This is a genomic window from Pseudarthrobacter sp. WHRI 8279 (genome assembly GCF_040224115.2).
GTDB lineage: Bacteria > Actinomycetota > Actinomycetes > Actinomycetales > Micrococcaceae > Arthrobacter.
Map to the genome: position 1 here is coordinate 2,570,651 of NZ_CP168162.1, position 19,406 is coordinate 2,590,056.

Here is a 19,406-nt window from a genome sequence, read left to right on the forward strand (position 1 = left end):
GGCTCCTTAGTGTTTGCTGGCGACGGCGATGGCCTCGCCGTCATGGTCTTCGAGCCGCTGCGAGCGGTCCGCAATAAAGAAGTACACAGCGGCTGCGATGCCGGCGGCGAAGAACCAGGCGAACGGTGCTGCTGCCGCCAGCGCCGGGACGAAGGCGATGAGGAGCGCCAGGACGGCGGCCGGCACCATGGCGATGATGGCCCTGGGGTTGACGCCGTTCTTGTAGTAGTAGGCACCGTCCGGCGATGCGGTGTACAGCTCGGGGACGTTGACCTTGCCGCGGCGGATCAGCCAGTAATCAGCCATGACGACGCCGAACAGGGGGCCGAGGAGGGCGCCGAGGCCGCCCAGGAAGTACACGATCACCAGCGGATTGTTGTAGAGGTTCCAGGGCAGGATGACCAGGCCGATGACGGCGCTGACGAAGGCGGCCTTGCGGAAGTCCAGGTGCTTGGGGAAAAGGTTGGTGAGGGCGTAGACCGGGGCCACGAAGTTGGCCATGAGGTTGACCGCGATGGTCAGGATCAGCAGCGCCAGGCAGGCCAAGACCAGGAAAAGCGTGTTGGGGATGGTCTGGACGATGTCCGAGGGGCTCTCGATGATGGTTCCGTTGATTTTGAACTGCCCGCCGGCCATCACCACGACGATCGCGCCGAAGACGAGCATGTTGATGGGGATGCCCCAGAAGTTTCCGCGGACCACGGCCTTCTTGGAGACGGCGGAGCGGGTGAAGTCGCAGAAGTTCAGGACGAACGTGCCGTAGATGGAGACCCAGAGGGCGCCGCCGGCGAAGATGGTAAGCCACATCTGGGGCCCTTCGAGGGCGTTGTCCGAGGACCAGGCGATGGCGCCGCCCGCTTCCATGAAGATCCAGACGGCGATGGCGGCCATGGTGACCAGGATGATGGGACCGGCAAAGGCCTCGTACTTGCGGATCATCTCCATGCCGAAGCTCACGATGACCAGCTGGACAACCCAAAGGATGACGAAGGCGATCCAGCCCAGGGTGGACAATCCCAGGATGGAGTCCTTGTCCAGTTCTCCAAGGCCCGGGAACATTGCCACGAGCATCACGCGGAAGACGACGGACGCGAGGTAGGTCTGGATGCCGAACCATGCGACGGCGACCGCGCCGCGGAGGAGGCTGGCGATCTGGGCGCCGCGGATGCCGAAACTGATCCTGCTCATCACCGGGAAGGGAACGCCGGTCTTGACGCCCATGAATCCGGAGAGATTCAGGAGGCCGAAGAGCAGGGCAGCTCCGATCCCAAGGGCCAGCAGGATCTGCCAGCCGCCGAGCCCCAGGGCGAAGAGTCCGATGGCGAAGGCGTAATTGCCGAGGCTGTGGACATCGTTGGCCCAGAGGGTGAAGATGCTGTAGCCGGACCAGCTCCGGCCGGCGCGTTTGGTGGGGGCAAGATCGACGTTGTAGAGGGTGGGGCTGATGGCCTGGCCTGATGCTGCGCTGGCTGATTCACAAAGAGCTTCGACGCCTGTGGCGGAGTGGGCGGAAGAGTCTGACGGCGCTGTCAGGTCAGGAGCCTTTTCGACGCCGACCGGTGGAGGGGTCTGCATGGGGATCTCCGGTTCTGGAAGGATTCGCAGTGGTGAGCGCTGGTCCGGGAGGATCGGTTCTGTTATTCCACATTGCGAAAAGTAGATATTGCTTAGTGGAATAAGAGTATGACCTGGATCACCTGTGGTCAAGGAAGCAAAGGAGCGGCCGGTCACAATCGGCCTGCAGACGCAAGCTGGCTCACGACGCTGCCATGGGCGACCACTTGCGTTTGACCTCTCTTCACCCTTCCTCGTAATCTCGTATAACAATAATGTTTTCTCACATTACGAAAACATTGGCCCAGCATTCAAAGATGAAAGAGGCTGACGTGGCTGCAGGAGAAGATACCTCCCATATCCTCAGCGGGTTGACTAACCAGCTGCCTGATCGTGATCCGGAAGAGACTGCCGAGTGGGTTGAGTCCCTGGATTCGTTGATCAGGGAACAGGGCACTGAGCGTGCCCAATTCATCATGCGGAGCCTGCTGCAGCGTGCGGGTGCGCAGAGCGTCGGGGTGCCGATGGTGACCACGACCGATTACGTGAACACGATCCCGGTGGACCAGGAAGCCGAGTTCCCCGGGAACGAGGAGTACGAGCGCCGGTACCGGGCGTACATGCGGTGGAACGCCGCGGTGATGGTCCACCGTGCGCAGCGGGCGAACATCGGTGTGGGCGGGCATATCTCCACCTACGCCGGCGCCGCGACCCTGTACGAGGTGGGGTTCAACCACTTCTTCCGCGGCAAGGACCACCCCGGCGGCGGGGACCAGGTCTTCTTCCAGGGCCACGCCTCCCCCGGCATGTACGCCCGCGCGTTCATGGAAGGCCGCCTTTCGGAGGAGGACCTGGACGGGTTCCGGCAGGAAAAGTCCAAGGAAGGCCACGCGCTCTCGTCCTACCCGCACCCGCGGCTGATGCCGCACTTCTGGGAATTCCCCACCGTGTCCATGGGCATCGGGCCGATGAACGCGATCTACCAGGCCCAGTCCAACCGGTACCTGCACAACCGCGGCCTGAAAGACACCTCTGACCAGCAGGTCTGGGCGTTCCTGGGCGACGGGGAAATGGACGAGCCCGAATCCCGCGGCCTGCTCCAGCTCGCCGCGAACGAGAACCTGGACAACCTGAACTTCGTCATCAACTGCAACCTCCAGCGCCTGGACGGCCCGGTCCGCGGCAACGGCAAGATCATGCAGGAACTCGAAGCGTTCTTCCGCGGCGCCGGCTGGAACGTCATCAAGGTCGTCTGGGGCCGGGAATGGGATGACCTGCTCGCCCGCGACACCGACGGGTCGCTGGTGAAGATCATGAACGAAACCCCCGACGGGGACTACCAGACCTACAAGGCCGAATCCGGCGGGTTCGTCCGCGAACACTTCTTCGGGAAAGACCCGGCCACCAAGGACCTCGTCGCGGACCTGAGCGATGACCAGATCTGGAACCTCAAACGCGGCGGCCACGACTACCGCAAGGTCTACGCCGCGTACAAGGCAGCGACCGAGTTCAAGGGCAAACCCACCGTCATCCTGGCCAAAACCGTCAAGGGCTACGGCCTCGGACCACACTTCGAGGGCCGCAACGCGACCCACCAGATGAAAAAACTCACGCTTCAGGATCTGAAGGAATTCAGGGATTATCTCCGCATTCCCATTTCCGATGCCCGCCTTGAAGAGGATCCCTACCGGCCGCCGTACTACCACCCGGGAGCGGACGCACCCGAGATCGCATACCTGCTTGACCGCCGGCGCGAACTTGGCGGCTTTACTCCCGAACGGCGTTCACACCATCAGGCTGTTGAACTGCCGGACGCCAAATCCTACGAGGTGGCCAAACGCGGCTCGGGCAAGCAGCAGGCCGCCACCACCATGGCCTTCGTCCGGCTCCTCAAAGACTTGCTCCGCGACAAGAAGTTTGGCCACCGGATTGTGCCCATCGTGCCGGACGAATCCCGGACCTTTGGCATGGATGCATTCTTCCCCACGGCGAAGATCTACAACCCCGGCGGCCAGAACTACCTCTCGGTGGACCGCGACCTCGTCCTGGCCTACAAGGAATCCGCCCAGGGCCAGCTGATCCACCCCGGCATCAACGAAGCCGGCGCCGTGGCAGCGTTCACCGCCGCCGGCACCGCGTACGCCACCCACGGCGTGCCCCTGGTCCCGGTCTACGTGTTCTACTCCATGTTCGGCTTCCAGCGCACCGGCGACGCGTTCTGGGCCGCCGCGGACCAGATGACCCGCGGGTTCATCATCGGCGCCACCGCAGGACGGACCACCCTCACCGGCGAAGGACTCCAGCACGCCGACGGCCACTCCCCGCTGCTCGCCTCCACCAACCCCGCCGTGGTCACCTACGACCCCGCCTACGGGTACGAAATGGGCCACATCATCCGCGACGGCCTCGAACGCATGTACGGGCCGGACTCGGAAGACCGGAACCTGATGTACTACCTCACGGTCTACAACGAGCCCATCACCCAGCCCGCCGAACCCGAGGAACTGGACGTCGAGGGTGTCATCAAGGGCATCTACCTGCTCGCCCCGGCGAAGATTGACGGTCCCCGCACCCAGATCCTCGCCTCCGGCGTGTCCGTTCCCTGGGCCCTCGAAGCCCAGCGGATCCTCGCCGAGGACTGGTCCGTCTCCGCCGACGTCTGGTCCGTGACCTCCTGGAACGAACTGCGCCGCGACGGCCTCGCCGCCGAAGAGGAAGCCTTCCTCAACCCCGGCGAACCCGCCCGCGTCCCCTTCATCACCCAGCAACTCGAAGGAGCCACAGGCCCCGTCGTCGCCGTGTCCGACTACATGAAAGCCGTCCCGGACCAGATCCGCCAGTTCGTCCCCAACGAATTCGCCACCCTCGGCGCAGACGGCTTCGGATTCTCCGACACCCGCGCAGCAGCCCGCCGCTTCTTCAAGAACGACACCCACTCCATCGTGGTGAAAGCGCTGCAAATGCTCGCGGCGAGGGGCGACGTTGAGGAGGGGGCGCCGTCGTACGCCATGGACCGCTACAAGCTCCTGGACGTCAACGCCGGAACCACCGGCGCGACCGGCGGCGACGCCTGATCCCATCCACCGAGTTTTTGTCCAGATATGCAGACTTCCGGGCCTCGCAACCCTGCATATCTGGACAAAAACTACACTAGGGTGCAGCTATGCGGAACACGAAGGGGGCCAGGACCACGGGAGTCGTCCTCGCGGCCGGCGCGGGCACCAGGCTGGGACGGGGGCCTAAGGCGCTGCTCCCCTACCGTGGCCGGCCCTTGGTTGAATCAGTGGCGGCAGCACTGCTCGACGGCGGCTGCCGCGAGGTTGTGGTGGTGCTCGGCGCGGGTGCCGGGGACGTCCAGGCTGCCGCCGGGCTGGACCGCTGCCGCATCGTGGTGAACCAGGACTGGCGGTCGGGAATGGGCAGCTCGCTCCTGCTCGGCAATGCCACCGCTGATGCCCGGGACCACCTGATGGTCTCGCTCGTGGACCAGCCCGGCGTGACTGCCGCAACAGTCCGGAGGCTCCTCGCGGCCCACCGTCCGGGCCGGGTCACCGCGGCGGCGTACGACGGCGGTGCTGCCGCAACAGAGGGTGGCGGCGGGCACCGGCGCGGCCACCCTCTGGTGATCGACTCCGCCCTGCGCCAGGCCGTGGCGGATACAGTGGCGGGCGATGCCGGGGCGCGCGCCTTCCTGCGGGCCCACCCGGACCTGGTGGATGAGGTGGATTGCAGCGATCTGTCCAGCGGCCTTGACGTTGACGCGCCCGAGCACCTTTACCTGCTGGACTAGGTGGTGATGCTCCCGGCGAGGAGCAACTCCTCCAGCCCGCGCTTGAAGCCCGAGCGTCCGCCGTGGGAGGGATGCCGGACCTTGGGCGCGACCACGCCGCTGGACAGCAGGCTGCGGTGCGCGATGTTTCCTACGGCCACCACTGCCTCAATGCGGAAAAGTTCAACCAACGAGTGCCAAAACGGTGCGCCCAGCCTGGCCTCGGTGATCCGCGGTGTCCGGTTGGACTGCGGCTTTCCGGGCACATGGGTATGCCACGGGCAGGCACTCCACAGCAAGGGCAGGAACTCCAGTTCCGCCAGGACCTCCCACATCACCGTTGCCGTCGGCTCGGCGGCCACTCCCTCCGCCCCGGCAGGCAGGGCATAGCCCTTGCCCGGCCCGAACAGTCCAAAACCGTTGGCCGGTCCCTGGAACATGGTGCGGTTGGTGAAGGGAACGCCGGTGATCCGCATGCCCCTGAAGCCGGGGGCCTCGCCCAGCAGCAGCACCTTCGGCGCGCGGTCCAGCATCTCGGAGAGGTAAAGCTCCAGGTTGCGCCGGCGCACGGCGTTGCCCGGGTGGCTGCGGTCAAAGAAGTTGGTGCGGCCCTCGACCGTAGGCACAGCCGCGAGCCGCTCCACAAAGGCGGCAATGGAGGCAGTCACCGGCATGTTCCTAAGCCGCGTGCGCAAGAGAGCCGCCCGGGGTCCCCGTGGCGAGCGTAGCGAGGCATGGGGCAGGCGGCGAACGTTACCAGCGCGGGTGGATGGCTTCGCGGAAGTAGTGGTCGTAGATCCAGCGGACGCCGGCGTCGAACTCTTCACTGACCTGCACGGACGCAGCCGCTGCATTGGCCGTTGCCTGGTCCACGTTGCGCGCACCGGGAATTACCGTAGTGACGCCGTCCTGGGCCGCGATCCAGGCGATGGCCGCCTGGGCTGTGGTGGCACCGGAAGGAACAAGCTGCTCGAACTCGGCCACGGCCTTCAGCCCGAGTTCGTAGTCCACGCCGGAGAAGGTCTCGCCGACGTCGAACGAATCACCGTTGCGGTTGTAGTTCCGGTGGTCGTTCTCCGCAAAGGTGGTTTCCTTCGAGTACTTGCCGGACAGCAGGCCGGAAGCGAGCGGCACGCGGGCAATGATGCCCACGTTGGCTGCCTTCGCGGCGGGAAGGACTTCGTCCAGGGGCTTGAGCCGGAAGGCGTTCAGGATGATCTGGACGGAGGCCGTGCCCGAATGGCGGATCGCTGCCAGTGCCTCGTCCGTGCGCTCCACGCTGACGCCGTAGTTGCGGATGGCGCCTTCGGACACCAAGGTATCCAGGGCGTCGTAGACCTCATTGTTGCTGTACACCGGGGTGGGCGGGCAGTGCAGCTGGACCAGGTCCAGGGTGTCGGCGCCGAGGTTCTTCCGGGACCGGTCCACCCACTGGCGGAAGTTGGCCAGGGTGTAGTTCTCCGGGCGCTGGTCCACGCGCCGGCCCATCTTGGTGGCAACCGTGATGTCCAGGCCGGGGTTGTCCGCGAGGAACTTCCCGATGGCCTGCTCGCTCTTGCCGTCGCCGTACACGTCCGCGGTGTCGAAGAAGTTCACGCCGGCCTCCGCGGACGCCGCCAGGATGGCCTGGGCCTGTGCCGGGTCAACGTTGCCCCAGTCTGCGCCAAGCTGCCAGGTGCCGAGTCCCACGACGGAGACGTTACGTCCGGTCTTGCCTAAAATCCGCTGTTCCATCCCTCGACTATATGGGGTGCCCCGTGGGAGGCCGGAATTTTACGGGTCCCTGCCGCGGCCGCGCCGCGCCGGATCCTCAGGTGGCCGAGCGTTGCAGGTTGGGAACCAGGCCCGCTTCCCTCAGTCCCAGGTACACCTTGTCCCGTGCGATGGGCAGCGAGGCGAACCGCACGCCGGTGGCGTTGCGGATGGCGTTCGCGAGCGCCGGAGCCACCGGGTTGAAAGGGCTCTCGCTCATGGACTTCGCCCCCATCGGCCCGAGTTTGTCGTTGGTGTCCGCGAAGTACACCTCACTGCGCGGCACGTCCGCGAAGGTGGGGATGTGGTACTGCCGCAGGATGTCCGTGGTGACCCGGCCGGCGTCGTCAACCACCACCTCCTCATACAGTGCCGCGCCGATCGCCTGGGCAATGCCGCCTTCGATCTGGCCGCGGCACTGGCGCGGGTTAACCACCACGCCAGCGTCCGCTGCCTGAACGCTCTGCAGGATCTTCAGCTCTCCGGTGCCGCGGTTCACCGCAACCCTGAAGCCGTGCACGTTGAAGGCCACGGACCGCGGCGTCCCGCCCCAGCGCCCCTCCGCTGCGAGTTCGACGCCGGCTTCCGCAGCTTCCCGGGCCAGTTCAGCCAGTGCCACGGGGGTACCGTCAATCACCACGGCGTCCCCGGCAAGGATGCACGCGGAGGCCTGGGTCTGGCGGATGCCGGCGGCGAAGGCGCGGATCCGGACGGCGAGTTCCTCCGCCGCCGCGAGCGTGGCCTTCCCGGCCACCACCGTTCCGGCGGAGCCGAAGGCGCCGGTATCGTGCTCCACCAGGTCGGTATCGGACTGCCGCACCACGACCTTTGCAGCCTCCGTGGACAGTGCCGTGGCAGCCAGCTGGGCATGGACGGTGGTGGTGCCGTTGCCGAACTCCGCGGTGCCGACGTCGGCCTGGTACGTTCCGTCCGGCAGGAGCCGGAGCCGGGAGTGGGCAAAATGTCCGCGCGGGGGCACGGTGTCGATCATGGACAAGGCGGTGCCCTCTCCAGTCAGCCACTCAGGGCCCAGCTCGTCCAGGCCGGCGGCGCGGTAGCGCTCCTGGCCGCGGGCCAGGGCATCGCGGACCAGGCTCAGGCACTGGTCCAGACCGTAGCTGCCGTAGTGGACGTCCTCCTCGGGATCCGGCTGCGTGGAAAGCATCAGGTCGCCCTCGCGCACCATGTTCCGGCGGCGGAACTCAAAGGGGTCCATGCCGATGCCGGCCGCGAGCTCGTCCATGGCGGACTCAATGGCGAAGATTATCTGGCTCAACCCGTACCCCCGGAACGCCCCGGCCGGGACGGTGTTGGTGTACATCGCGTGGGCGTCCACTTTTTTGTTGTCGCACTTGTAGACCGCCAGGGACTCCCCGCAGCCGTGGAACATCACGCCGGGCCCGTGGTTGCCGTACGCGCCGGTGTTGGTCAGGACGTCCAGTTCCAGGGCCGTCAGCCTGCCGTCCACGCTGGCGCCGGCCTTGAGCTTGATGGTGAAGGGATGGCGGGTGGTGGTGGCGGTGAACTGTTCCGTGCGGGTCAGTTCGAGCTGGACGGGTCGCCCCAGTTTCAGGGCCGCCAGCGCCACGATGTCCTCGGTCAGGACCTCCTGCTTGCCGCCGAAGCCGCCGCCTACCCGGCCTGCCACCACGTGCACCTGATCCTCCGGCAGCCCGAAGACCCTGCACAGAGTGCGCCGGACCAGGAACGGAACCTGGCTGGAGGTCCGGACCTGCAGGCGGCCTCCACCGTCAACTGAGGCGATGGCCGCATGGGTTTCCAGGGCCACGTGCTGCACCCGCTGGGTGCGGTAGGTCTGTTCGTGGATGAAGTCCGCCGCGGCGAACCCCTCGGCCACGCTCCCCAGTTCGGAATGGAGCTCGGCCACCACGTTCTGTCCGGGCCGGGAGATGCGGGACACCGTCCCGTCCTTGTCCCCGTGCACCAGCGGCGCGCCGGGCAGCAGCGCGTCCTGCGGGGAGAAAACAGCCGGACGTTCCTCATACTGCACCTCCAGGGCCCGCACCCCGGCCTCGGCGGCGGCCACTGTCTCGGCCACCACCGCGGCCACGCGCTGGCCCCGGAACCGCACTACGTCATCCAGCACCCGGGTATCGTCCGGGTCATCCGTGAAGAGTTCATGCTGGGCGGTGGAAAACAGCTGCTCCGGCGCGTCCCGGTGGGTGAAGACCGCCACCACTCCAGGCACCTTCAGGGCAGCCCCGGTATCAATGGCCAGCACCCTTGCATGGGCATGCGGCGAGCGCAGGAGCTTGAGGTGCAGCAGGCCCTGCAGCTGGTCTGCGGCAACGTCCAGGGTGTAGCGGGCGGTGCCCGTGACCACGGCGCGGCTGGCCGGGGCCGGAACGTCGTCACCGAGCCGTCCGGGCTCTGGGTCCGGCTGGCCTGCCCCGGCGATGCCGGAGCCCGGGCCTTGGGGATCCGGGTGTCCGGCGTGGCCGCAGACGGCGTCTGAAATGGCACGGTAGCCGGTGCAGCGGCACAGGTTTCCCTTGAGGTTCCGGGGCAGGTTCTCTTTCTGCCCGTCGTCGAAGGTGGCGGCCGTCATCACCATACCCGCCGTGCAGAAGCCGCACTGGAACCCCTGCCGCTCCATGAACTGCTGCTGCACCGGATGCAGGTCCGCAGCCCCGCCGGCAGTTGCCGCCAGCCCCTCGATGGTGGTGACCGAGTGCCCCTCCGCGCGGACCGCCGGGTAGATGCAGCTGTGCACCGGGGTTCCGTCCACGTGGACCGTGCAGGCGCCGCAATCACCGCCGTCGCAGCCCTTCTTCACGCCGAGGTTGCCCTGCTCGCGCAGGAAAGTCCGCAGGCACTGGCCGGGCCGGGGTGCGGCGTTCGCCGCGTTTCCGTTGATCTCGATGGCCATGCTCAGGCCCCTTCCTGCTGTGCTTCAAGCCCGCGGTGGTTCGGCGGCCAGAAGTCGCCCGATACCCGGAGTCCGGGTGCCCCGTCCGGCGCGGCAAGTTCCGCGCGGATCTCTTCCGCGAGGCGGTAGGTCATGTCCCGGCGCCAGGCCGGCAGTCCGTGGATGTCGTTGTGGTAGAGGTCGCCAGGGATCGCCTCGTCGAGGGCCCGGGCCAGGGAGTCGGTGTCCGGCAGGGCGTCAAAGCGCAGCTGCACGGGCCGCTTGGTGGCAGCGGTGACGGTGAGCACCAGGCGGTGTCCGTCGTCGAGCCTTCCGATCAGCAGTACCCCGGACCTGCCCAGGTTACTGAGGGACAGGCGGCGAAAGGCCACCCTGGAGGAAAGGGCCGACGCCGGGAGGAAGATGCTGCGGAGGAGCTCGCCGGGTGCCAGGCAGTTCCGGGCGTCGCCGGTGACGAAGTCTGCCACCGCCACGCTGCGGCTGGTCCCGGCGGGCGCGATCACTGTGGCCGTTCCCTCCAGGCCCGCGCAAAGCGAAATGACCGGACCGGCGGGCAGGGACGTGCACAGGTTGCCGCCCACAGTGGACATGTTCCATACCTTGAAGGAGGCCACGAAGGAATCGCAGCAGGGCCGTATGAGGTCCAGTGCCGGCCAGGCGCGGCCTGGTGCCTGCGTTGAACCGGGAAGCTTTGTTGCACCGGGAAGCTTGTACAGGTCGGCGATGGTGCAGGTAGCGGCGAGTTCGATGCCCGCGTCACTGACGGTTACGGGAGTCCAGCCTGAGCTCCCAAGGTCGAGCAGGCGCTTGAGCGGCTGCGGCCCGAACGCCAGGCTGCCGTAGGAGAACAGCACGGTGCCGCCGGCCAGCCAGGCGTCACCGTCCCGCCATTGTGCGGGGTCGGTGGTGGGGACTACCGCCTCGATGGTGTTCATGTCCATGCGATCTCCTGCTGCAAAACGTTGGTGGGTGCCGGCGCGCTGGCCGATGATGCGGCCGGCTGGTGGATGGGGCCGGAGGTCTCCCTCAGCGGCTGGTGGGTGGCCGCAGGGTTCCTGGCGGCGATGACTTCGGCGAGGACGGAAACCGCCACTTCCGCCGGGCTTGCTGCCCCAAGGTCCAGGCCGAGCGGTGAATGGAGCTGGGCGATCCGTCCGGGGAGTATCCCCCGGTCCAGGAGGGCGCCCACCCGCTGAGCGTGGCTGCGGCGTGAGCCGAGCGCCCCAATGAAGGCGACATCCAGCGCCAGCGCGGCTTCCAGCAACGGAATGTCGAACTTGGGGTCATGCGTCAGGACGCAGACCACGGTCCGGGCATCCACCCGTCCCGCAGCCGCTTCCGCTGCAAGGTACTGGTGCGGCCAGGCCGTGACCACCTGGTCCGCTGCCGCAAACCGGGCCTGCGCGGCAAAGGCCGGGCGCGCGTCCACCAGGGTGACCAGGTAGCCCAGCAGTTTGGCGGCAGGCAGCAGGGCGGCGCTGAAGTCGTTGGCGCCGAAGACCAGCAGGCGCGGCGGTGCGAGCCGGGTTTCCACCAGGACGGCGGACCCGCTGGTGCAGAGGCCGGCTCCGGCTAGGGCGAGCACACCGGTTGTGCCGGAGCGGATAAACGACCCAAGCAGCGCGGCGTTTGCCCGCACGGCGCGTTCGCCAGTGCTTTCAGTTCCACCGGTGCCGTCGCTGCTCTCGAGCAGCCTGGCCAGGCCAGGGTGTACGTCCAGGGAGATTGCACCAGGGTCCGGAAGAACGGCGGCGCCGCTGCCGCCGCCGTCAGCGCGGCCGTCCAGCCGGCGGACCAGCGCCACGGGTTCGTCCGGCCCGTACCTGGCCAACTGCCGCACTGCCGCCCCCAGCCGGCATCCGCGGCGCCTGTTGGCAGGCTCTATGTGCACCTGCAGCTCTCCACCGCAGGTGAGGCCGGCGGCGAAGGCGTCGTCCGGGCTGAAGCCGAACGTCTCAAGGCGCGTGGCGCCGTCGTCCAATGACTCCAGGGCGGCCGCCACCACGGCGCCTTCCACGCAGCCGCCGGAGAGGCTGCCCAGGACCGCGCCGTCCGCGGATACCAGCATGGAGGTGCCCACCGGCCGGGGGACGGAACCGCTGGCGCGCACGATGGTGGCCACTGCGAAGGGCTGGCCGGCCAGGGCAGGTGCCCAGGTGCCCAGTGAAGGGATCAGGTCAAGCATGGCGGCACTCCTTCTTCCGCGCTGCGGTGGTGTCCATATTGTCGTTGCTGCGGGCTGGTTCTGAAAGCATGTGGTTCTAAAAGCGCTGCCGTTCCGGACATCCGCGCCTCCGGGTCGCGGATGTCCGGACGCAGCGCGCTCAGGCGCCGAGCAGGAGGTTGATGGGGCCGCGGGCGAAGTACACCAGGAATCCGGCACTGACCACCCACATCAGCGGATGGACCTTCTTCGCTTTCCCGGACGCCGCGCCGATGATGGCCCAGCTGATGAAGCCCACGCCGATGCCATTGGCGATCGAGTAGCTCAGGGGCATGGTCACGATGGTGAGGAATGCCGGCAGGGCCACGGAGAACCTGGTGAATTTGATCTCGCGGATCTGCGCCATCATCATTGCGCCAACCACCACCAGGGCAGCGGCGGCAACCTCCAGCGGAACCACGCTGGTGAGCGGGGTGAGGAACATCGAGCCCAGGAACAGCACGCCGGTGACCACGGACGCCAGGCCCGTGCGGGCACCTTCGCCGATGCCGGCCGCGGAGTCGATGTACACCGTGTTGGAGGAACCGGACGTTGCACCGCCGGCCACGGCACCGAAGCCTTCCACGATGAAGGCGGACTTCAGCCGGGGAAACGTTCCGTCCTTATGGGCGACGCCGGCGCTCTTGGCCAGGCCGGTCATGGTGCCCATGGCATCGAAGAAGTTGGTGAACACCAGGGTGAACACCAGCATGGTGGCGGCCAGCGCCCCGATCCGGCCGAAGGCCCCAAACAGGTCGAACTGGCCTACCAGGCCCAGGTCCGGGGCGGACACCAGCTGGCCGGAGAGCACGGGGGTGTTCAGGTGCCAGCCGCCGGGGTTGGTGGCGCTGGCCGGACCGATTTTCAGGACAGCCTCCACAACGGCCGCGAGGACTGTGGTGGCGACGATGCCGATCAGCAGGCCGCCCTGGACCTTGCGGGCCACCAGGATGCCCATGGCCAGCAGGCCGACGATGAACACCAGGGTGGGAACTGAGGTGATGGAGCCGCCGTTGCCCAGCTGGACGGGCGGGCCGCCCGCCGTTGCCTTGACGAAACCGGAGTCCACGAAGCCGATGAAGGCGATGAACAGGCCGATTCCCACCGTGATGGCGGCTTTCAGTTCCTTGGGCACAGCCCGGAAGATGGCGGTACGGGCGCCGGTGATGCCGAACAGGACGATCAGGAATCCGTTGATCACCACCAGCCCCATGGCTTCTGCCCAGGTGACCTCCTGGATCACCGAGACGGCAAGGAACGAGTTGATGCCGAGACCGGCGGCCAGGCCGAACGGCAGGTTTGCCACGAAGCCGAAGAGGATGGTCATGACGCCGGCGGTCAGGCCGGTGACGGCGCCCACCTGCGCGGCGGAGAGCCAGCCCCCGGCGACGTCGGTGGGGGCGTTGTCCGCGCTGAAGCCACCCAAAATCAGGGGGTTAAGGATGACGATGTACGCCATGGTGAAGAAGGTGACCAGGCCGCCGCGGAACTCCCGGGCAAGCGTGGAGCCGCGCTGGGTGATCTGGAAAAACCGGTCAAGGAAGGAGTCCGGCGCCGGCTGCCTGGGGGTGCGCGCTGCGGGCTTCGGGTTGCGGGTGCTTGGAGCCGAATGCTCCTCGTGGGAATTATCCAGGATGGTCATCCCAGCCGCCTAGTAGTCAATCCTGGACTCGAGCGTGTTCCAGGTGGTGAACGGCTCCAGCGGGGCGGGTGCCTGCGGATCGTCCAGCTCAAGTTTCGAGACCGGCATCAGGGAGTTCCTGTCCTGGTTCTCGAAGTATTCATAGAAGACGGCGTCGTCGAATCCCACGGAGGCGGCATCATGCCGGTCCGCGGCGTACACAACGCGCTCAACCCTTGCCCACAGCGCGGAGGCCAGGCACATGGGGCACGGCTCGCAGCTGGTGTAGAGGGTGGCGCCGGTGAGGTCGAACGTGCCGAGTTCGCGGCAGGCCGTGCGGATGGCGGTGACTTCGGCGTGGGCGGTGGGATCGTTGTCCGCGGTGACGCGGTTGACGCCGTCGAACGTCTGGCCGTCGGCCGTGACGATCATGGCCCCGAAGGGTCCGCCGCTGTTAAGGACGTTGGCCGTAGCCAATGTGATGGATCTGGCCAGAAACTGTTCGGCCGTGACGGTGGTACTCATGATGCGACTTCCTTTTGCCGGGAAGCCTGATGCCGCTTGCAGGACCAGTAGAACCAGGTGCGACGGTTACCAGGCTTCAGCATGTGCTGTGAAGGTTAAGTTGCGCCTGGTAGATAGCTTCCCGGTGACCGGGTGCCCGCCTTTGGCAAGATCGAGGTTAGCACCGGATTGTGGCCGGCGCCATAGTTTTCTGGAAACTTAATTTCGCAATGTGAAATCTATGTTTCTGGCCGCTCACCCCCGCCGGCCACAATCTGCCGGGCGTTGAAGCAGCCGCGGCAACAGCCCTAGCCTGAGTCCCAGCCGCGCTGCTCCCGGTTTACAACTGGCCCCTGCAGCAGCCGCCACCTGGATCAGCAGACAGGGCCTCACTGAGCTGGAAAGACCACCGCCACGCTCAGAGAAGGACACACCATGGCGCACCCCACTGCACCAGCCACCAACCTGTGGATCAGGAACCCGCAGGCCGCCTTCACCGCCAACGGACTGGACGCCTCCGGCGGGCTGGTGGTCAGCGGCGGAGTCATTGCCGAGGTCCTGGCGGCCGGGCAAAACCCCTCGGAACCATGCCAGGAAACCTTCGACGCCGGCAGCCACGTGCTGCTCCCGGGCCTCATCAATACGCACCACCACTTCTACCAGACCCTCACCCGGGCGTGGGGTCCCGTAGCGAATGCCCCGTTGTTCCCGTGGCTGAAGAACCTGTATCCGGTCTGGGCCCGCCTGACGCCACGGGACCTCGAGCTGGCATCGACCGTAGCGCTGGCCGAGCTCCTGCTTTCGGGCTGCACCACCGCCGCGGACCACCACTACCTCTTTCCAGCCGGCCTGGAGGACGCCATCGACATCGAAGTGGCGGCGGTTCGCCGGCTGGGAATGCGCGCCACGCTGACGCGCGGGTCCATGACCCTCGGAGCGGACGACGGCGGCCTGCCGCCCCAGTCAACCGTGCAGGAACCGGAGGTGGTGCTGGCGGACAGTGAACGGCTGGTGCGGCAGTACCACGAGCGTGGTGACGACGCCGTGATCCAGATTGCCCTCGCCCCGTGTTCCCCCTTTTCAGTAACGAAGGAAATCATGGCCGAGAGCGCAGCCCTTGCGGAGCGGCTGGACGTGCGCCTCCACACGCACCTGGCGGAGACCCTGGATGAGGAGGAGTTCTGCCGGGAAATGTTCGGGCTGCGCACCGTGGACTACCTGGACAGCGTGGGCTGGCTGACGGACCGCACCTGGCTTGGCCATGGCATCCACTTCAGCGACGCCGAGATCAGCCGGCTGGGAGCCGCGCGCACCGCCGTCGCGCACTGCCCCACTTCCAACATGCGCCTGGCCTCCGGGACCGCGCGGGTCCTGGAACTGGAGGACGCAGGGGTGCCGGTGGGGCTGGGAGTGGACGGGTCGGCGTCGAATGATGCTTCGAACATGGTCCTGGAGGCACGCCAGGCGCTGTATCTCCAGCGCCTGCGGTACGGGGCGGATGTTCCCGTAGAGCGCGCGCTCGGCTGGGCAACCCGCGGATCGGCCGCCGTGCTGGGCCGCGCAGGACTGGGACAGCTGGCACCAGGGATGCAGGCGGACCTGGCCCTCTTCCGGCTGGACGGCCTGCGCTTCTCCGGCAGCCACGATCCCGTCGCCGCGCTGCTGCTGTGCGCCGCCGACCGTGCGGACCGGGTGATGGTGGGCGGCCAGTGGCGCGTGGTGGACGGCGCGATTCCGGGACTCGACATCGCCGGCCTGATCGCCGAGCACTCAGCCGCAGCCCGCCGCCTGGTGAACGGGTATTAGCGTCCTAAGGCCGCCTGCGGCCGAAGCTTGGCAGGGCATGGATCCAGCGGGAGAACCTGCCCTGTACATGCTCGCGGTCGGCCGGAAGATTGAAGTCGGGATCCGTACCGCCTCCGAGGGGAAGGTAGAACTCCGGAACGGCCTGCGCCGCCGCCTGTGTCGGTGCAACCGGCGTTGTGTCCTGCTGGTACATCTGATCCTCCTCCGAGGTAGTTTGTGCAATGGAAGTACTTCCGCTTAGTGGAAATAAAGTTTTGCTATACGGAATACAGTAAAGGCCAGTTGTTCCGCAGGTCAACAGTTCTCCGGCCCACCGGTCACAAACTGAATTTTCATCTTGTGATGTACACCACCGGTTTCCGGAGGTACGCTGAATGTCAACTCGTGGCGCAAGTCACGTAACCTGGGAGCAGCAGGCAGGGTCGTAATGAGCTGGCATCAATGGATGCCGGCTCTTTTTTGTTGGGTCGGCTCCACCGGAAACGCGCTTGAAATGCGCGCTTAATTTCAGTGATGGAGCCTAGGTTCCACTTACCGGAAGTTGGGAACAGACCATGAGCAGCAACATCATCCTCGGCGACAACCAGTACGGAAAGGCCGAGGTCCGGGTAGTCAAGATCACCCGCGACAGCGACCGCCATGAGATCGAAGACCTGAACGTCACCTCGCAGCTGCGGGGAGACTTCGCGGCGGCCCATCTCGAGGGCGACAACGCCCATGTGGTGGCCACGGACACCCAGAAGAACACCATCTACGCCTTCGCCCGCGATGGCGTAGGTTCACCCGAAGCGTTCCTCCTGCGCCTCGGCGAACACTTCACCTCCAGCTTCGACTGGGTGACCGGCGGACGCTGGGAAGCCGAGTCCTACAGCTGGAACCGCATCCAGGCCCACGGCGCCGAACACGACCACTCCTTCGTGCGCAACGGCCAGGAGGTACGCACGGCGGTCCTGGTCCGCGACGGCGCCACCACGCACCTTATCTCCGGACTCAAGGACCTGACCGTCCTCAAGTCCACCCAGTCCGGCTTCGTGGGCTACCCGAAGGACAAGTACACAACCCTTCCCGAAACCACGGACCGCATCCTGGCCACCGACGTCTCGGCCCGCTGGCGCTTCAAGACCGGAACGGACTTCAGCGCCCTGGACTTCAACAAGAATTACGACGACGTCAAGGGACTCCTGCTCGAAGGCTTCACGGAGAAGTACTCCCACGCCCTCCAGCAGACCCTCTTCGACATGGGCACCAAGGTGCTCGAAGCCCACAGCGAGATCGACGAGATCAAGTTCTCGATGCCCAACAAGCACCACTTCCTCGTGGACCTCTCCCCCTTCGGCCTCGACAACCCCAACGAGGTCTTCTTCGCCGCGGACCGTCCCTACGGCCTGATCGAGGCCACTGTCCAGCGCGAGGACGCCACCCCGGCGGCCATCGCCTGGTCCGGCATTGCCGGTTTCTGCTAGACCACAAACGCACTAACCCCGGCTCCCGGAGTTTTTGGGCAGATACAAGGACCTCAGCACCCCTGAAGTCACGATACGTGCCCAAAAACTCCGGGAAACCAACCCCCGAAATCTCTCACCCACCCACACTTTGTTAGCCAGACAACGTTAGCCAGACGATGACGTCTGCCATGAACCAGAAAGTCTGCCATGAACATCAAGAACACCCTCAAAGCCGACGCCAAAAAGCAGGGCAAGCGCCTCGCCTCAAACCGGCCGGAGGACGAACGCCTTTCCATCGGGAGCAGCTTTGCCTACGGCTTCCAGCACGTCCTCACCATGTACGGCGGCATCATCGCGGTCCCGCTGATTGTGGGCCAGGCTGCCGGCCTCTCCCCGGCCGATATCGGTATCCTGATTGCAGCCGCCCTCTTCATGGGCGGGCTGGCCACGCTGCTGCAGACCATCGGCGTACCGTTCTTCGGCTCCCAGCTTCCCCTGGTGCAGGGTGTTTCCTTCGCCAGCGTGGCCACCATGGTGGCCATCGTCAGCGGCGGCGGCGGATTGCCCGCCGTGTTTGGCGCGGTCATCGTATCGGCGGCCATCGGCCTGCTGATCGCACCCGTCTTCTTCAAGATCGTGCGTTTCTTCCCGCCGGTGGTGACCGGCACGGTCATCACCACCATCGGCCTGACGCTCATGCCCGTTGCGGCTAACTGGGCCATGGGCGGCAATCGCACCGCAGAGAACTACGGCAGCATGGCCAACATCGGCCTCGCGGCCGTAACCCTGGTCCTCGTCCTGCTCCTGAGCAAGGTGGGCAGCGCCACCATTTCCCGCCTGTCCATCCTCCTGGCCATGGTGGCCGGCACCATCATCGCCGTCGTTACCGGCATGGCGGATTTCTCCAAGGTGGGCCAGGGACCCATCGCAGCCTTCCCCACTCCCTTCCACCTCGGCGCACCCACCTTCGAAATCGCCGCCATCATCTCCATGGTGATTGTGGTACTGGTCATCCTCACCGAGACAATGGCGGACATTCTGGCAGTCGGGGAAATCGTAGGGACCAAGGTCGATTCCAAGCGGATCGCGGCCGGACTCCGTGCGGACATGGGATCCAGCCTGGTCGCCCCGATCTTCGGCTCATTCACCCAGAGCGCGTTCGCCCAGAACGTTGGCCTGGTGGCTGTCACCAAGATCAAGAGCCGTTACGTGGTGGCTGCCGGCGGCGTCATCCTGGTCATTCTCGGCCTGCTGCCCGTCATGGGCCGCGTTGTTGCAGCCGTCCCCACCGCGGTTCTGGGCGGTGCAGGAATTGTCCTGTTCGGCACGGTGGCCGCCAGCGGCATCCGGACGCTGGCCAAGGTGGAATACAAGAACAACATGAACCTGATCATCGTGGCGGCGTCCATCGGCTTCGGCATGATCCCCATCGCCGCTCCCACCTTCTATGACCAGTTCCCGTCCTGGTTCAGCACAATCTTCCACTCCGGCATCAGCTCAGCCGCCGTTATGGCCATCCTGCTGAATCTGCTGTTCAACCACCTCAAGGCCGGCAACTCGGAGAACCAGTCGGTGTTCGTGGCGGGCACGGGGCGGGTCATCAGGGAAGAAGACCTGAAGTGCCTCGAGCACGGGGACCGCTTTGAAAACGGCAAACTCATCGACTGCGAAGGCAAGGAAGTGCCTGTCCAGTCGTCCGAAAAGGCATCGGACCACTAGCTAACCAGCCAAACGACGACGGCGGCCCGCTCCAGGAAGGAGGGGCCGCCGTCGTGCTCAGCTCAGAGTTTTTGTCCAGGTATGGAGGGCAAATGAGTGGCAGATTCATATGGTGGTTGCAACGTTCTGATTGATGGAGCGTT

At 66.1% G+C, this 19,406-nt stretch carries 14 protein-coding genes; 5 read left to right on the plus strand and 9 right to left on the minus strand.

All coding sequences use genetic code 11. The features are described 5' to 3' along the window. Nucleotides 1-6: 6 nt before the first annotated feature. Nucleotides 7-1,575 (minus strand): NCS1 family nucleobase:cation symporter-1, encoded by a 1,569-nt coding sequence (locus ABRP28_RS11835; protein ID WP_350003020.1) that lies wholly within the window; start codon nucleotides 1,573-1,575, stop codon nucleotides 7-9. A 311-nt stretch (nucleotides 1,576-1,886) separates the two neighbouring features. Between ABRP28_RS11835 and aceE the strand changes: the two genes are divergently transcribed. Both aceE and nboR read left to right on the plus strand, forming a co-directional pair. After that, complete coding sequence (gene aceE / locus ABRP28_RS11840; protein WP_374152845.1) at nucleotides 1,887-4,628, plus strand: pyruvate dehydrogenase (acetyl-transferring), homodimeric type; 2,742 nt, start codon at nucleotides 1,887-1,889, stop codon at nucleotides 4,626-4,628. 89 nt (nucleotides 4,629-4,717) lie between these two features. Further along, nucleotides 4,718-5,344, plus strand: a complete 627-nt coding sequence (gene nboR / locus ABRP28_RS11845; protein ID WP_350003024.1) for a nicotine blue oxidoreductase — start codon at nucleotides 4,718-4,720, stop codon at nucleotides 5,342-5,344. Here the strand turns inward: nboR and ABRP28_RS11850 are convergent. From ABRP28_RS11850 to ABRP28_RS11880, 7 genes are all read right to left on the minus strand, one after another. Beyond that, complete coding sequence (locus ABRP28_RS11850; RefSeq protein WP_350003025.1) at nucleotides 5,341-5,997, minus strand: uracil-DNA glycosylase; 657 nt, start codon at nucleotides 5,995-5,997, stop codon at nucleotides 5,341-5,343. The genes nboR and ABRP28_RS11850 overlap by 4 nt on opposite strands. Nucleotides 5,998-6,076: 79 nt before the next feature. Then, nucleotides 6,077-7,057, minus strand: a complete 981-nt coding sequence (locus ABRP28_RS11855) for an aldo/keto reductase (protein WP_350003027.1) — start codon at nucleotides 7,055-7,057, stop codon at nucleotides 6,077-6,079. Nucleotides 7,058-7,133: 76 nt separating this feature from the next. Continuing rightward, on the minus strand, nucleotides 7,134-9,965 hold the full coding sequence (locus ABRP28_RS11860; RefSeq protein WP_350003029.1) for a molybdopterin cofactor-binding domain-containing protein: 2,832 nt from the start codon (nucleotides 9,963-9,965) through the stop codon (nucleotides 7,134-7,136). A gap of 2 nt (nucleotides 9,966-9,967) precedes the next feature. Further along, nucleotides 9,968-10,906 carry an FAD binding domain-containing protein gene (locus ABRP28_RS11865; protein WP_350003031.1) on the minus strand — a complete coding sequence of 313 codons (939 nt, stop codon included), beginning with the start codon at nucleotides 10,904-10,906 and terminating at the stop codon, nucleotides 9,968-9,970. Further along, nucleotides 10,897-12,150 (minus strand): XdhC family protein, encoded by a 1,254-nt coding sequence (locus ABRP28_RS11870; protein ID WP_350003032.1) that lies wholly within the window; start codon nucleotides 12,148-12,150, stop codon nucleotides 10,897-10,899. Before ABRP28_RS11870 ends, ABRP28_RS11865 begins: the two co-directional genes overlap by 10 nt. A gap of 139 nt (nucleotides 12,151-12,289) precedes the next feature. Further along, nucleotides 12,290-13,810, minus strand: a complete 1,521-nt coding sequence (locus tag ABRP28_RS11875) for an NCS2 family permease (protein ID WP_350003033.1) — start codon at nucleotides 13,808-13,810, stop codon at nucleotides 12,290-12,292. Between the two features lie 9 nt (nucleotides 13,811-13,819). Then, a complete protein-coding gene (locus tag ABRP28_RS11880) occupies nucleotides 13,820-14,314 on the minus strand; it encodes a nucleoside deaminase (protein ID WP_350003035.1) in 495 nt (164 codons plus the stop codon). A 414-nt stretch (nucleotides 14,315-14,728) separates the two neighbouring features. On the opposite strand from ABRP28_RS11880, the gene ABRP28_RS11885 reads away from it, so the two are divergent. Continuing rightward, nucleotides 14,729-16,099, plus strand: coding sequence for an 8-oxoguanine deaminase (locus tag ABRP28_RS11885; protein WP_350003037.1), 1,371 nt, complete (start codon nucleotides 14,729-14,731; stop codon nucleotides 16,097-16,099). 4 nt (nucleotides 16,100-16,103) lie between these two features. Here the strand turns inward: ABRP28_RS11885 and ABRP28_RS11890 are convergent, their stop codons facing one another. After that, nucleotides 16,104-16,292, minus strand: coding sequence for a hypothetical protein (locus ABRP28_RS11890; protein ID WP_350003038.1), 189 nt, complete (start codon nucleotides 16,290-16,292; stop codon nucleotides 16,104-16,106). Nucleotides 16,293-16,653: 361 nt separating this feature from the next. Here ABRP28_RS11890 and pucL point away from each other — a divergent pair, with 361 nt between their 5' ends. Then, nucleotides 16,654-17,562 carry a factor-independent urate hydroxylase gene (gene pucL, locus ABRP28_RS11895; protein ID WP_350003040.1) on the plus strand — a complete coding sequence of 303 codons (909 nt, stop codon included), beginning with the start codon at nucleotides 16,654-16,656 and terminating at the stop codon, nucleotides 17,560-17,562. A gap of 189 nt (nucleotides 17,563-17,751) precedes the next feature. Further along, a complete protein-coding gene (locus ABRP28_RS11900) occupies nucleotides 17,752-19,263 on the plus strand; it encodes a nucleobase:cation symporter-2 family protein (protein WP_350003042.1) in 1,512 nt (503 codons plus the stop codon). Nucleotides 19,264-19,406: the final 143 nt, after the last annotated feature.

Excerpts from the sequence above, each read along its gene's own strand:
- ABRP28_RS11850 (WP_350003025.1), bottom strand. The coding sequence starts at position 5,997 with ATGCCGGTGACTGCCTCCATTGCCGCCTTTGTGGAGCGGCTCGCGGCT.
- ABRP28_RS11835 (WP_350003020.1), bottom strand. The coding sequence starts at position 1,575 with ATGCAGACCCCTCCACCGGTCGGCGTCGAAAAGGCTCCTGACCTGACA.
- ABRP28_RS11885 (WP_350003037.1), top strand. The coding sequence starts at position 14,729 with ATGGCGCACCCCACTGCACCAGCCACCAACCTGTGGATCAGGAACCCG.
- ABRP28_RS11870 (WP_350003032.1), bottom strand. The coding sequence starts at position 12,150 with ATGCTTGACCTGATCCCTTCACTGGGCACCTGGGCACCTGCCCTGGCC.
- ABRP28_RS11855 (WP_350003027.1), bottom strand. The coding sequence starts at position 7,057 with ATGGAACAGCGGATTTTAGGCAAGACCGGACGTAACGTCTCCGTCGTG.
- pucL (WP_350003040.1), top strand. The coding sequence starts at position 16,654 with ATGAGCAGCAACATCATCCTCGGCGACAACCAGTACGGAAAGGCCGAG.
- ABRP28_RS11865 (WP_350003031.1), bottom strand. The coding sequence starts at position 10,906 with ATGGACATGAACACCATCGAGGCGGTAGTCCCCACCACCGACCCCGCA.
- ABRP28_RS11875 (WP_350003033.1), bottom strand. The coding sequence starts at position 13,810 with ATGACCATCCTGGATAATTCCCACGAGGAGCATTCGGCTCCAAGCACC.
- ABRP28_RS11900 (WP_350003042.1), top strand. The coding sequence starts at position 17,752 with ATGAACATCAAGAACACCCTCAAAGCCGACGCCAAAAAGCAGGGCAAG.
- ABRP28_RS11890 (WP_350003038.1), bottom strand. The coding sequence starts at position 16,292 with ATGTACCAGCAGGACACAACGCCGGTTGCACCGACACAGGCGGCGGCG.
- ABRP28_RS11880 (WP_350003035.1), bottom strand. The coding sequence starts at position 14,314 with ATGAGTACCACCGTCACGGCCGAACAGTTTCTGGCCAGATCCATCACA.
- ABRP28_RS11860 (WP_350003029.1), bottom strand. The coding sequence starts at position 9,965 with ATGGCCATCGAGATCAACGGAAACGCGGCGAACGCCGCACCCCGGCCC.
- nboR (WP_350003024.1), top strand. The coding sequence starts at position 4,718 with ATGCGGAACACGAAGGGGGCCAGGACCACGGGAGTCGTCCTCGCGGCC.